Annotated in this window: 11 protein-coding genes; 3 read left to right on the top strand and 8 right to left on the bottom strand. The window is 61.6% G+C overall.

The features are described 5' to 3' along the window. Positions 1 to 10: 10 nt before the first annotated feature. Positions 11 to 388, bottom strand: coding sequence for a COG4315 family predicted lipoprotein (locus AC07OJ_RS12115; protein ID WP_065902547.1), 378 nt, complete (start codon positions 386 to 388; stop codon positions 11 to 13). Between the two features lie 154 nt (positions 389 to 542). Between AC07OJ_RS12115 and phoB the strand changes: the two genes are divergently transcribed. From phoB to AC07OJ_RS12100, 3 genes are all read left to right on the top strand, one after another. Then, positions 543 to 1,232, top strand: coding sequence for a phosphate regulon transcriptional regulator PhoB (gene phoB, locus AC07OJ_RS12110; protein WP_003176964.1), 690 nt, complete (start codon positions 543 to 545; stop codon positions 1,230 to 1,232). 136 nt (positions 1,233 to 1,368) lie between these two features. After that, positions 1,369 to 2,655 carry a phosphate regulon sensor histidine kinase PhoR gene (phoR, locus tag AC07OJ_RS12105; RefSeq protein ID WP_216864248.1) on the top strand — a complete coding sequence of 429 codons (1,287 nt, stop codon included), beginning with the start codon at positions 1,369 to 1,371 and terminating at the stop codon, positions 2,653 to 2,655. A gap of 269 nt (positions 2,656 to 2,924) precedes the next feature. Then, complete coding sequence (locus AC07OJ_RS12100) at positions 2,925 to 4,265, top strand: hemolysin family protein (protein WP_010207573.1); 1,341 nt, start codon at positions 2,925 to 2,927, stop codon at positions 4,263 to 4,265. 30 nt (positions 4,266 to 4,295) lie between these two features. Here the strand turns inward: AC07OJ_RS12100 and AC07OJ_RS12095 are convergent, their stop codons facing one another. The 7 genes from AC07OJ_RS12095 to AC07OJ_RS12065 all read right to left on the bottom strand — a co-directional run bounded on the left by AC07OJ_RS12095 (position 4,296) and on the right by AC07OJ_RS12065 (position 13,225). Further along, on the bottom strand, positions 4,296 to 4,967 hold the full coding sequence (locus tag AC07OJ_RS12095; RefSeq protein ID WP_282395502.1) for a M23 family metallopeptidase: 672 nt from the start codon (positions 4,965 to 4,967) through the stop codon (positions 4,296 to 4,298). A gap of 286 nt (positions 4,968 to 5,253) precedes the next feature. Next, positions 5,254 to 6,162: a response regulator gene (locus AC07OJ_RS12090; RefSeq protein WP_065902551.1), complete on the bottom strand. Its 909-nt coding sequence runs from the start codon at positions 6,160 to 6,162 to the stop codon at positions 5,254 to 5,256. Between the two features lie 168 nt (positions 6,163 to 6,330). Continuing rightward, entirely contained in the window at positions 6,331 to 7,092 is a 762-nt protein-coding gene (gene phoU / locus AC07OJ_RS12085; protein ID WP_025856390.1) for a phosphate signaling complex protein PhoU, read from the bottom strand. A gap of 115 nt (positions 7,093 to 7,207) precedes the next feature. After that, on the bottom strand, positions 7,208 to 8,041 hold the full coding sequence (gene pstB, locus AC07OJ_RS12080) for a phosphate ABC transporter ATP-binding protein PstB (protein ID WP_065902553.1): 834 nt from the start codon (positions 8,039 to 8,041) through the stop codon (positions 7,208 to 7,210). A 93-nt stretch (positions 8,042 to 8,134) separates the two neighbouring features. Continuing rightward, positions 8,135 to 9,805, bottom strand: a complete 1,671-nt coding sequence (gene pstA / locus AC07OJ_RS12075; protein WP_065902554.1) for a phosphate ABC transporter permease PstA — start codon at positions 9,803 to 9,805, stop codon at positions 8,135 to 8,137. Between the two features lie 15 nt (positions 9,806 to 9,820). After that, positions 9,821 to 11,854 (bottom strand): ABC transporter permease subunit, encoded by a 2,034-nt coding sequence (locus AC07OJ_RS12070; RefSeq protein ID WP_495094712.1) that lies wholly within the window; start codon positions 11,852 to 11,854, stop codon positions 9,821 to 9,823. Between the two features lie 384 nt (positions 11,855 to 12,238). Further along, positions 12,239 to 13,225, bottom strand: a complete 987-nt coding sequence (locus AC07OJ_RS12065) for a phosphate ABC transporter substrate-binding protein PstS (protein ID WP_065902556.1) — start codon at positions 13,223 to 13,225, stop codon at positions 12,239 to 12,241. Between the last annotated feature and the right edge of the window lie 54 nt (positions 13,226 to 13,279).

Below are 13,279 nucleotides of genomic sequence, written 5' to 3'. Positions count from 1 at the left end.
CAGGATTACCTTACGGCTTGATGATGTGCCACGCGCCGCCCTTGCCATCACCGGTCTTGTCACCAGCCTTTTTGTCATCCTTGTAGGTGTAGACCGGCTTGCCTTTGTAGGCCCATTGGCTGGTCTGGTCGTCACGGGTGATGACCGTCCAATCGCCGGTCGACTTGTCGGTGGAATCCGCCTTCAGCGGCGGCCAGTTGGTCGCGCATTGATCCTTGCACACGGATTTGCCGTCGGCATCCTTGTCGAAGGTGTAGAGGGTCAAGCCCTTGTGGTCGACAAGCATCCCGTCTTTAGTCATCGCCGGCTCCGCCGCGAATGCCAGGGTCGGCAGCGTCAACGCCGCCGTGACCAGCAGGGCTTTCCAGGAAATTGTGCTGTAAGTCATCGGAACCTTCCTTTTTTGGTTGTAAGGATTCGGACCCAAAGCGTAGTCCAGAGAGGCGCGAATTGCCCAAGCGACTAAATTACTGTCACACGACTGCAATAATTCCGTTATCTAATGCGGCGCAAGACAGTTAAATGACAAGAGGATTTTAGGCATGGTTGGCAGGAGCATTCTGATCGTTGACGACGAAGCGCCCATTCGCGAGATGATCGCCGTTGCGTTGGAAATGGCCGGCTATGACTGCCTGGAGGCGGAGAACTCCCAGCAGGCCCATGCCATTATCGTCGACCGCAAGCCGGACCTGATCCTGCTGGACTGGATGCTGCCCGGCACCTCCGGTATCGAACTGGCCCGCCGCCTCAAGCGCGATGAGCTGACCGGGGACATCCCGATCATCATGCTCACGGCCAAGGGCGAGGAAGACAACAAGATCCAGGGCCTGGAAGTCGGCGCCGACGACTACATCACCAAGCCGTTTTCCCCCCGCGAACTGGTCGCTCGCCTCAAAGCCGTACTGCGGCGCGCCGGCCCTACCGATGGTGAAGCACCGATCGAAGTCGGCGGCCTGCTGCTGGACCCGATCAGCCACCGCGTGACCATCGACGGCAAGCCAGCCGAGATGGGTCCGACTGAATACCGCCTGCTGCAATTCTTCATGACCCACCAGGAGCGTGCCTACACCCGTGGCCAGTTGCTCGACCAGGTGTGGGGCGGCAACGTGTATGTCGAAGAGCGCACTGTGGACGTGCATATCCGCCGCCTGCGCAAAGCCTTGGGCGATGCCTACGAGAATCTGGTACAAACCGTGCGCGGCACCGGTTATCGGTTTTCCACCAAGGGTTGAAAGCAGCTGCAAGCTCTCAGCTACAAGCGGCAAGTAGAAGCTGATCTGCTCTGACTTGAAGCTTGCAGCTTGAAACTTTTCACTGTGCGAAGGACCGATTGTGAACCAAAACTGGCATGGCACCCTGATCCGTCACATGCTTTTGCTGATCACCGGCTGCCTGTTGGTGGGCCTGGTGAGTGGTTATTACGGCTGGAGCCTGGCAGTCGGCATTGCCTTGTACCTGGGCTGGACCCTCAAGCAATTGCTGCGCCTGCATGAATGGCTGCGCCAGCACAAACCCGACGAAGCGCCACCCGACGGCTACGGCTTGTGGGGCGAGGTGTTCGACAGCATCTACCACCTGCAACGCCGCGACCAACGGGTGCGCGGGCGCCTGCAAGCGGTGATCGACCGGGTGCAGGAGTCCACCGCCGCGCTCAAAGACGCGGTGATCATGCTCGACAGCGACGGCAACCTGGAATGGTGGAACCGCGCCGCCGAAACCCTGCTGGGCCTCAAGACGCCCCAGGACAGCGGCCAGCCGGTGACCAACCTGGTGCGTCACCCGCGCTTCAAGGAGTACTTCGAGCAGGAAAACTACGAAGAAGCCCTGGAAATCCCCTCGCCCACCAATGACCGCGTACGGATCCAGTTGTACCTGACGCGCTACGGCAACAACGAGCACTTGATGCTGGTGCGCGACGTGACGCGTATCCACCAGTTGGAACAGATGCGCAAAGACTTCGTCGCCAACGTCTCCCACGAACTGCGCACGCCCTTGACGGTGATCTGCGGGTACCTGGAGACGCTGCTGGACAATGTCGACGAGATCAACCCGCGCTGGAGCCGTGCCCTGCAGCAGATGCAGCAGCAGGGTTCACGCATGCAGACGCTGCTCAACGACCTGCTGTTGCTGGCCAAGCTCGAAGCCACCGACTACCCCTCGGATAACCATCCGGTGGCCGTGCAGAGCCTGTTGCAGACCATCAAGAATGACGCCCAGGCGCTCTCCGGCCAACGCGGGCAGCAGATCACCCTGGAAGCCGACCCGGCCGTGCTGCTCAAGGGCAGCGAAGGCGAATTGCGCAGCGCGTTTTCCAACCTGGTGTTCAACGCCGTGAAGTACACCCAGGACAAGGGCAATATCCGCATCCGCTGGTGGGCCGACGAGCACGGCGCGCACTTGAGCGTGCAGGACTCCGGCATCGGCATCGACGCCAAGCACCTGCCGCGCCTGACCGAACGTTTCTACCGCGTCGACTCCAGCCGCAACTCCAACACCGGCGGCACCGGGCTTGGCCTGGCGATCGTCAAGCACGTGCTGCTGCGCCACCGTGCGCGCCTGGAAATCAGCAGCGTGCTGGGCCATGGCAGTACGTTCACCTGCCATTTTCCGCCGGCGCAGGTAACCCGTTCGCGGGAGGTTGGAACAGATGAGTAACTTGAAAACGACACCCCCCTAAATGTGGGAGCGGGCTTGCTCGCGAATGCGGTCGGTCAGCTACACATGGGTTGACTGACCCACTGCATTCGCGAGCAAGCCCGCTCCCACGTTGGATTTGTGTTGTTGTGGAAAGGGCATTCCAAGTCCCGCCGGGCAGTGGGCACTAGGCAAGCGCCCCGTCAGCCGCTACATTGGCCGACTTGCGCCTGTCTTTCAGGCCCACCTGCCACCCCTAATTGAACACACGGAACCTGCAAAACCCCATCATGGACCCTTCCCCTGGTATCACCCTCGCTACACTCTTCGCCGACTTCGGCATGATTCTTTTTGCACTGATCCTGGTACTGCTCAACGGTTTCTTCGTTGCGGCGGAGTTTGCCATGGTCAAACTGCGCGCCACCCGGGTCGAGGCCATCGCCCACAAGAACGGCTGGCGCGGGCAGATCCTGCGCACCGTGCACAGCCAGCTCGACGCCTACCTGTCGGCCTGCCAGCTGGGTATCACCCTCGCCTCCCTGGGCCTGGGCTGGGTCGGTGAGCCGGCCTTTGCACATATCCTCGAGCCGCTGCTGGGCGCCGTGGGCGTCGAGTCGCCGGAAGTGATCAAGGGCGTGTCGTTCTTTGCCGCCTTCTTCGTGATTTCCTACCTGCACATCGTGGTCGGTGAGCTGGCGCCCAAGTCCTGGGCGATTCGCAAGCCCGAGCTGCTGTCGCTGTGGACGGCAGTGCCGCTGTACCTGTTCTACTGGGCCATGTACCCGGCCATCTACCTGCTCAACGCCAGCGCCAACGCCATCCTGCGCATCGCCGGCCAAGGCGAGCCCGGCCCGCATCACGAACACCATTACAGCCGCGAAGAACTCAAGCTGATCCTGCACTCCAGCCGTGGCCAGGACCCGAGCGACCAAGGCATGCGCGTGCTGGCCTCGGCCGTCGAAATGGGCGAACTCGAAGTAGTCGACTGGGCCAACTCCCGGGAAGACCTGGTCACCCTGGACTTCAACGCGCCGTTGAAGGAAATCCTCGCGCTGTTCCGTCGCCACAAATTCAGCCGCTACCCGGTGTATGACGCGGTGCGCAATGAGTTCGTGGGCCTGCTGCACATCAAGGACCTGCTGCTCGAGCTGGCAGCCTTGGACCACATTCCCGAATCGTTCAACCTGGCCGAGTTGACTCGTCCGCTGGAGCGTGTGTCGCGGCACATGCCGCTGTCGCAACTGCTGGAGCAGTTCCGCAAAGGCGGCGCGCACTTCGCCCTGGTCGAAGAAGCCGATGGCAAGATCATCGGCTACCTGACCATGGAGGACGTGCTTGAGGTGCTGGTCGGCGATATCCAGGACGAACACCGCAAGGCCGAGCGCGGCATCCTCGCCTACCAGCCCGGCAAACTGCTGGTGCGTGGCGACACGCCGTTGTTCAAGGTCGAGCGCCTGCTGGGTGTCGACCTCGACCACATCGAAGCCGAAACCCTCGCCGGGCTGATCTACGACACCCTCAAGCGGGTGCCGGAAGAGGAAGAAGTGCTGGAGGTTGAAGGCCTGCGGATCATCATCAAGAAGATGAAAGGGCCGAAGATCGTCTTGGCCAAAGTCCTGCTGCTGGACTGAGCCCCCCAAACCCCTGTAGGAGCCCGGCTCCTACAGTCCCGCTGCGAAGTTGGGCAATGTACCGACGGGCTGGTTGAACTCATACGGGATCGACACCAGCCCGGCCTCGGTGCCCTGCTGCACCACGAAGTGCAGATGCGGGCCGCTGCTGTTGCCGGTATTGCCCGACAGCGCCAGCAGGCTTCCCACCGCGACACGCTGCCCCACCCGCACGCTGACCGACCCTTGCTTGAGGTGCAGGTACACGCCCTGGGTGCCGTCATCGTGCTGCACGCGCACGAAATTGCCGGACGCATCGTTACCGCGCCCGATCTGGCTGTTCTCGGTCTTCACTACCGTACCGCTACGCGCCGCAATGATTGGCGTGCCTTCGGGCATGGCGATGTCCATGGCGTAGCGGCTCTTGGCGTCGGTGTGGCTGAAGCCGCCGTTGGGGCCTTGGGTCAGGCGGAACGGACCGCCACGCCAGGGCAAGGGGTAGCGGTAGGCTGGTCGTGGGTAAACTGCGCGTGGCCTTTGCAACAGCGGCCTTCGCACAGGCTCGACCCTGCGTTCCTGGATCACGAACGCCTGGGACCCCGGTGTATGTCGATCGCTGAAAAACACCGCGCCATTGGCATCGGTGGATTGATAGAGGGTCATGGCCAGGGTCGAGGTGGCGACCGTGGCCAGCATGCAGAACAGCAATAGGCGAAGGAGCATGACGCAAACCTGCCAGGATGACTGAACGGCAGGCTAGCAAGGCTTGATGACAGCTTTAGGCTGGCAGTCCGTTGAAACCGATACCCACGTTTATCCGGGCCGCCGCCGACAAAATGACCCGCGCATCCAGAGACAGTTTGTCGATCTTGCCAGTGAGGACGTGGTTAAGACGGGGCTGGCTGATCCGAAGTCTTAGTGCAGCCTGCAAGAGCGCCAACTGAAAACCGGCTGTCCGTCGGGCATCGAGCGCGAATCAGACAACCGATCGACTCCGGCATTCAGGTGGTCACGCACCCGGCACGAAGTGCTTCTGCGCGGTGCCGCGGGCGATCAGGCGGGAGATGTAATCGAGCTTCTGCGCGTCCTGGTCGATAAACCGGAAGGTCAGTTGCAGCCAGTCGCTATCAGGCTTGGGTTCGAAGGCGACGACGGCGTGCAGGTAGCCATTGAGGCGGGCGATTTCAGCGTTGTCGCCTTGCTCAAGGTCGAGCACGGCACTTTCCAACACCTGCGGCAGCACTTCACCGCGACGCACCACCAGCAGCGCTTCCTTGATGCTCAGCGCCTTGATCACACATTGCTGGTTGCCACTGGACAGGCGCAATTGGCCCTGGCCACGACCACCCGCCGGCGAGGCGGCGGGCGCTTGCACCGGTGGGCTGTTGAGCAGGCCTTTGCTGGGCGCCGGGGCAGCCGCTGCAACCGGGGCCGCGCGCACGGCTTCGGGCTTGCCGCCGGTCAGGGCGCTGAGGGAGTCGTTGCCAAAGGCCGAGTTCATCTTGGTCGGCGCACTGGCGATCAGTGCATCGAGACGCCCGATCTTGTGCAGGGCCTGCTTGACCTTGTTCAACAACTGCTCGTTGGTGAACGGTTTGCTGACATAGCCGGAAACCCCGGCCTGGATGGCCTGGACCACGTTTTCCTTGTCGCCGCGGCTGGTCACCATCACGAACGGCATGGCCTTGAGGTGCGCTTGCTCACGGCACCAGGTCAGTAGCTCAAGCCCGGACATCTCGGGCATTTCCCAGTCGCACAGCACCAGGTCGAAGGTCTCGCGCATCAGGATGGCCTGGGCCTTTTTGCCGTTCACCGCATCTTCGATCTTGATCCCGGGGAAGTAGTTGCGCAGGCACTTCTTCACCAGGTCGCGAATAAACGAGGCGTCATCCACCACCAATACACTGACTTTACTCATCGACCCTATTTCCTATAAAAACCGCGGCACGCAGAACGCCTGACTGATGGCATTTTGCCAAAACTCTGTAGTCACGGCGGGACTTTCTTTGACCCGACGCGCAAAAAATCCAGCTGCCACAAACAAAAACGCCCGGCCAAGGGCCGGGCGTTAATTTCTCGGGCAACCTTACTTATCGTCAGTTTCGCCCGGAACATTAGGGATTAGATCGGCTGACCCTTCAACTTCAGCCTTCATGCGCTTGAGGCCCATGTGCCGCACGTCGGTCCCGCGAACCAGGTAAATCACCAGCTCGGAGATATTGCGCGCGTGGTCGCCGATGCGCTCCAGCGAACGCAGGACCCAGATGATGCTCAAGACCCGCGAGATAGAGCGTGGGTCTTCCATCATGTAGGTGGCCAGCTCGCGCAGCGCGGTCTTGTATTCGCGGTCGATGATCTTGTCGTACTGGGCCACCGACAACGCCAGCTCGGCGTCGAAGCGGGCGAATGCGTCGAGGGCATCGCGCACCATGTTGCGCACCTGGTCGCCAATGTGGCGCACTTCCACGTAGCCGCGTGGCGCTTCGCCCTCTTCGCACAGCTGGATAGCACGACGGGCGATCTTGGTGGCTTCGTCGCCGATGCGCTCCAGGTCGATCACCGACTTGGAAATGCTGATGATCAAACGCAGGTCGGACGCCGCCGGCTGGCGACGGGCCAGAATGCGCAGGCATTCTTCGTCGATGTTGCGTTCCATCTGGTTGATCTGGTCGTCGATCTCGCGCACTTGCTGGGCCAGGCCCGAGTCAGCCTCGATCAGCGCGGTGACTGCGTCGTTGACTTGCTTCTCCACCAGCCCGCCCATCGCCAGGAGGTGGCTGCGCACTTCCTCAAGCTCGGCGTTGAACTGCGCGGAGATGTGGTGGGTAAGACCTTCTTTGCTAATCATGCGTTTGCTCCGCAAAAGCTGTAAGCCGCAAGCTACAAGCTGCAAGCTGATGTGTGTCGTTCCATTGAGCTGCTTTTACTTGCCGCTTGAAACCTGCGGCTTGCAACTGCCGCTACTAGCCATAACGACCGGTAATGTAGTCTTCGGTCTGCTTCTTCGCCGGATTGGTGAACAGCGTATCGGTGTCGCCGAATTCCACCAGCTTGCCCATGTACATGAACGCGGTGTAGTCGGAAACCCGCGCCGCCTGTTGCATGTTGTGGGTCACGATGACGATGGTGAACTTGGACTTGAGCTCGTAGATCAGCTCTTCGACTTTCAGCGTCGAAATCGGGTCGAGTGCCGAGCACGGCTCGTCGAGCAGCAGCACTTCCGGTTCCACCGCGATGGTACGGGCGATCACCAGGCGCTGCTGCTGACCACCGGACAAGCCGAGTGCCGAGTCGTGCAGGCGGTCCTTGACCTCGTCCCACAGCGCCGCGCCCTTGAGGGCCCACTCAACCGCTTCGTCGAGGATGCGCTTCTTGTTGATGCCCTGGATGCGCAGGCCGTAGACCACGTTTTCGTAGATGGTCTTGGGGAACGGGTTGGGCTTCTGGAACACCATGCCCACCCGGCGACGCAGCTCGGCCACGTCTTCGCCCTTGCGGTAGATATTGGTGCCGTAGAGGTTGATGGCGCCGTCCACGCGGCAACCGTCGACCAGGTCGTTCATGCGGTTGAAGGTGCGCAGCAACGTCGACTTGCCGCAGCCCGAGGGGCCGATGAAGGCCGTCACGCGCTGCTTGGGGATGTTCATGCTGACGTCGAACAGCGCCTGCTTTTCACCGTAGTACAGGCTCAGGCCCGGCACTTCAATGGCCACGGTTTCCTGGGCCAGGTTCAGGCCCTGCTTGTCGCGACCCAGGGCAGACATGTTGATGCCGTGGGAATGGGTGTCGTGTTGCATGGTCTCACTCCGTTCGTAGCTGCCAGCTTCTAGCTGCAAGCTGCAAGATTTGGGCAAAAGCGGCTCGTAGCTTGCCGCTTGTGGCTAATAGCTTTAGCTGTCCAACGCTTTGTATTTTTCGCGCAGGTGGTTGCGAATCCACACCGCCGACAAGTTGAGCGTGGCAATCACCAGCACCAGCAGCAAGGCGGTGGCGTACACCAGCGGCCGCGCGGCTTCGACGTTGGGGCTCTGGAAGCCGACGTCATAAATATGGAAGCCCAAGTGCATGATCTTCTGGTCCAGGTGCAGGTAGGGGTAGTTGCCATCCAGCGGCAGCGACGGCGCCAGTTTCACCACGCCCACCAGCATCAGCGGCGCCACTTCACCGGCGGCACGGGCCACGGCGAGGATCATGCCGGTCATCATCGCCGGGCTGGCCATCGGCAGTACGATCTTCCACAGCGTTTCCGCCTTGGTCGCGCCGAGAGCCAGGGACCCTTCGCGCACAGTGCGAGGAATCCGCGCCAGGCCTTCTTCGGTGGCCACGATCACCACCGGCACCGCCAGCAGCGCCAGGGTCAGCGAGGCCCACAGCAGGCCCGGCGTACCGAAGGTTGGGGCCGGCAGGGCTTCGGCGAAGAACAGACGGTCAACCGAGCCACCCAGTACATACACGAAGAAGCCCAGGCCGAACACGCCGTAGACGATGGCCGGTACGCCGGCCAGGTTGTTCACGGCGATCCGGATAACGCGGGTCAGGGTGTTCTGCTTGGCGTATTCACGCAGGTACACGGCTGCCAGCACGCCGAACGGGGTAACGATCATCGCCATGATCAGGGTCATCATCACGGTGCCGAAGATAGCCGGGAAAATCCCGCCCTCGGTGTTGGCTTCCCGGGGGTCATCGCTGAGGAATTCCCAGACCTTGCTGAAGTAGAAGCCGATCTTGGTCAGTGTACCCATGGCGTTCGGCTGGTAGGCGTGAACGACTTTGCCGATGCCGATTTCGACTTCCTTGCCGTTCGCATCACGCGCCGTCAGGGCATCGCGATTGAACTGGGCGTGCAGGTCGGCCAGGCGTGCTTCGATGTCCTGGTAACGGGCATTCAGCTCGGCGCGACCGGAGTCCATGTCGGCCTGGGCGGCGGCGTCGAGCTTGCCTTCCAGTTCCAGTTTGCGGCCATGCAGGCGGATGCGTTCAAGCCCGGCGTTGATCGCGCCGATGTCAGATTTTTCGAGTGTCTTGAGCTGGGCAGCGAGCTTGTTGACGCGGTCGACCCGCGCCTGCAGCTCCGGCCACGCGGCGTCGCCTTCGGCGATGACCTTGCCATCCTGCTTGACGTTGACCAGGGTGCCGTAGAAGTTGCCCCACTCACGACGCTCGATGGTCATCAAGTTCGCCGGCGTGGTCTGGTCCTTGAGCCATTCGCCGACAATCCAGGTGAAGTCATTGCCGTTCAGGTCGCGGTTGCCGACCTTGATCAGCTCGCGGGTCATGAATTCCGGACCCGCATCCGGCACCGGCAGGCCCGCGCTTTTCAGGCGCTCGCGCGGCACTTCTTCTTTCTGCACCACTTCGCCGATGACGATATGGTTGGCCTGGCCCGGCACGTCGTAGTTGGCCTGGATCAGGTCGGCCGGCCAGAAGTGGCCCAAGCCACGCACTGCAATCACGGCCAGCAAACCAATGGTCATGATGACCGCGATGGACACTGCGCCACCGCTGATCCAGACGCCGGGGGCGCCGCTCTTGAACCATCCATTCAGGGAGTTCTGTTTCACAGACTTCTACCTTTCTTAAAGCGACGAGTATTTCTTGCGCAGACGCTGACGAATCAGCTCGGCGAGGGTGTTCATGACGAACGTGAACAACAGCAGCACCAGCGCCGAGAGGAACAGCACGCGGTAGTGACTGCCGCCGACTTCCGACTCGGGCATCTCCACCGCGACGTTGGCCGCGAGTGTGCGCAGGCCTTCGAACAGGTTCATCTCCATCACCGGCGTGTTACCGGTGGCCATCAGCACGATCATGGTCTCGCCGACGGCGCGGCCCATGCCGATCATCAGGGCCGAGAAGATGCCTGGGCTGGCGGTCAGGATCACCACGCGGGTCATGGTCTGCCACGGCGTGGCACCCAGGGCCAGCGAGCCCAGGGTCAGGCCGCGTGGCACGCTGAACACGGCGTCTTCGGCGATCGAGTAGATGTTCGGGATTACCGCAAAGCCCATGGCCAGGCCGACCACCAGGGCGTTGCGCTGGTCGTAGGTGATGCCCAGGTCGTGGGAGATCCACATGCGCATGTCGCCGCCGAAGAACCAGGTCTCCAGGTACGGGCTCATGTACAGCGAGAGCCAGCCCACAAACAGGATCACCGGGATCAGGATCGCACTCTCCCAACCGTCCGGCACCCGCAGGCGCAGCGACTCAGGCAGGCGGCTGAAGACAAAACCGGCCACCAGGATGCCAATCGGCAGCAGCATCAGCAGGCTGAAAATCCCCGGCAGGTGGCCTTCCACATACGGCGCCAGGAACAGGCCGGCGAAGAAGCCGAGGATCACCGTCGGCATCGCTTCCATCAGCTCGATCACCGGCTTGACCTTGCGGCGCAGGCTCGGGGCCATGAAGTAGGCGGTGTAGATCGCGGCAGCAACCGCCAGTGGCGCGGCCAGGAGCATCGCGTAGAACGCGGCCTTCAGGGTGCCGAAGGTCAGCGGCGCAAGGCTCATCTTGGGTTCGAAATCGGTGTTGGCGGCGGTCGATTGCCAGACGTATTTAGGCTCGTCGTAGTTTTCGTACCAGACCTTGCTCCACAACGCGCTCCAGGACACTTCCGGGTGCGGGTTGTCCAGCACCAGCGGCTGCAACTTGCCGCCGGCTTCGACGATCACGCGGTTGGCCCGTGGCGACATGCCGAACACGCCCTGGCCGTCGACCACCGGGTCCACCAGCAAGGTGCGGTGCGCGGTGCTGTGGAACACGCCGAATCTGCCGGACGCATCCAGGGCGGTGAAGCCTTTGCGACGTTGTTCGGCGGTAATCTCGACGATAGGCGCCGTGCCCATCTGGAACGTGCGGATCTGCTTGAAGCGCTGCTCGCCATCCGGGTCACGGGCCATGAACCACTGGGCCAGGCCGCCCTTGGAGTTACCGATGATCAGCGAGATGCCGCCCACCAACTGGGTGCTGGCGGTAATTTCGGCAGTGCCATCTTCCGACAATTTGTAGCGCCCGTTGAGGCTGTTGTCGCGCAGGCTGAAGACATCCGCAAGCGCGCGACCGTTGATCACGTACAGCCACTGCTGGCGCGGATCGATGAAAATCGCCTTCACCGGCTCGGTCATCTGCGGCAGCTCGATGCGCTTCTGCTCGCTGGTGACTTCGCCGGTCATCATGTTTTCTTCACGGCTCAGGGTCAGCACGTTCAAGTGCGAACCGGCGGAGCCTGCAACGACCAGGGAGGAGTCGGTGGCGTTGAGGGCCACATGCTCCAGCGCGCGACCGGCGTCGTCGAGCACGATCGGGTTTTCGCCGTAAGGGTATTCAATCGCCGGGGTGATGGTTTTCTTGCCGTCCGGGTAGGACACTTTATAAGTGTGGCGGAACACCAGGGACTGGCCATTGGACAAACCGAGGATCACCAGCGGGCTGCCGGGCTGGTCTTCACCGATGGAGGCAACACGGGTGCCGGCGGGCAGTGGCAAGTCGACACGCTTGAGCTCGGCACCGGTCTCGACGTTGAAGAACAGCGCCTGGCCCTTGTCGGAAACCCGCATGGCGACTTGGTTCTGTTCTTCCAGGGAGATCATCAGCGGCTTGCCGGCGTCCTGGATCCAGGCCGGGGTCAGGGCGTCTTCCTTGGTCAGCGAGGCGCCCTGGAACAGTGGCGCGACGACATAGGCCAGAAAGAAGAAGATCAGGGTAATGGCGCCGAGGACGGCGAGGCCGCCTACCAGCACGTACCAACGGGTCAGGCGATCCTTGAGGGCGCGGATGCGGCGCTTGCGTTGCAGCTCAGGCGTATTGAAATCAATGCGCTTGGGAGGGGAAGTCGTCGTCATGGTGGAATTGGCCAGATCATTCATGCGCACACCCTAGCGATCCTGTATGACAGAAAGATGACAGTGCAGTGACGCAACAAATCCGCCGCGAAGCAAAGCTGGCAGCGGACTAGAAAATTCGGATGCGGAGCCGGCAGGCCGGCCCCGCAGAGGCAATCAGTTGCCTTCTTTCAGACCCAGGTCAGCCAGGGCCTTGGCGGCAACTTTGGCTGGCAGTGGGATGTAGCCGTCTTTCACTACAACTTCCTGGCCCTGTTTGGACAGAACCAGCTTCACGAACTCGGCTTCCAGCGGGGCCAGAGGCTTGTTCGGGGCTTTGTTGACGTAAACGTAGAGGAAACGCGACAGCGGGTATTTGCCGTTCAGGGCGTTTTCTTCGCTGTCTTCGATGTAGTCAGTGCTGCCTTTCTTGGCCAGGGCCACGGTCTTCACGCTGGCGGTCTTGTAGCCGATGCCCGAGTAACCGATGCCGTTCAGCGAGGAGCTGATCGACTGCACGACCGACGCCGAGCCCGGTTGTTCGTTCACGTTTGGCTTGTAGTCGCCTTTGCACAGGGCTTCTTCCTTGAAGTAGCCGTAGGTGCCGGATACCGAGTTACGACCGAACAATTGCACTGGCTTGTTGGCCAGGTCGCCGGTCACACCCAGGTCACCCCAGGTTTTCACGTCGGCTTTGCCACCGCACAGACGCGTCGAGGAGAAAATCGCATCGACTTGTTCCATGGTCAGGTGCTGGATCGGGTTGTCCTTGTGGACGAATACCGCCAGGGCATCCACGGCAACCGGGATTGCGGTTGGCTTGTAGCCGTACTTCTGCTCAAAGGCCGCCAGTTCGGTGTCCTTCATCTTGCGGCTCATCGGGCCCAGGTTGGAGGTGCCTTCAGTCAGCGCAGGTGGCGCAGTAGCGGAGCCGGCAGCTTGAATCTGGATGTTGACGTTCGGGTATTCCTTTTTGTAGGACTCAGCCCACAAAGTCATCAGGTTCGCCAGAGTGTCGGAACCAACGCTGGACAAGTTGCCCGATACGCCAGTGGTCTTGGCGTAAGCCGGAATTGCCGGGTCAACACCAGCGGCCACCGCGTGGGCGGTCGCAACGCCAGCAGCGACAAAAGTCATTGCCGCCATCAAACGCTTCAGTTTCATGCCTTGCTCCTAGCAGATAGGGATAGTTGGATCGGGGCCAAGTATCGAGAGGCC

This window comes from Pseudomonas sp. GW821-FHT09C08, assembly GCF_059418125.1.
The sequence above is the reverse complement of the archived record's forward strand: the minus strand, read 5'-3'. Positions and strand labels throughout refer to the sequence as shown.

Bases quoted from the DNA above. Each gene is read 5' to 3' on its own strand.
- AC07OJ_RS12095 (WP_282395502.1), bottom strand. From the start codon at position 4,967: ATGCTCCTTCGCCTATTGCTGTTCTGCATGCTGGCCACGGTCGCCACC.
- AC07OJ_RS12115 (WP_065902547.1), bottom strand. From the start codon at position 388: ATGACTTACAGCACAATTTCCTGGAAAGCCCTGCTGGTCACGGCGGCG.
- phoB (WP_003176964.1), top strand. From the start codon at position 543: ATGGTTGGCAGGAGCATTCTGATCGTTGACGACGAAGCGCCCATTCGC.
- pstB (WP_065902553.1), bottom strand. From the start codon at position 8,041: ATGCAACACGACACCCATTCCCACGGCATCAACATGTCTGCCCTGGGT.
- phoU (WP_025856390.1), bottom strand. From the start codon at position 7,092: ATGATTAGCAAAGAAGGTCTTACCCACCACATCTCCGCGCAGTTCAAC.
- AC07OJ_RS12065 (WP_065902556.1), bottom strand. From the start codon at position 13,225: ATGAAACTGAAGCGTTTGATGGCGGCAATGACTTTTGTCGCTGCTGGC.
- AC07OJ_RS12100 (WP_010207573.1), top strand. From the start codon at position 2,925: ATGGACCCTTCCCCTGGTATCACCCTCGCTACACTCTTCGCCGACTTC.
- phoR (WP_216864248.1), top strand. From the start codon at position 1,369: ATGCTTTTGCTGATCACCGGCTGCCTGTTGGTGGGCCTGGTGAGTGGT.
- AC07OJ_RS12090 (WP_065902551.1), bottom strand. From the start codon at position 6,162: ATGAGTAAAGTCAGTGTATTGGTGGTGGATGACGCCTCGTTTATTCGC.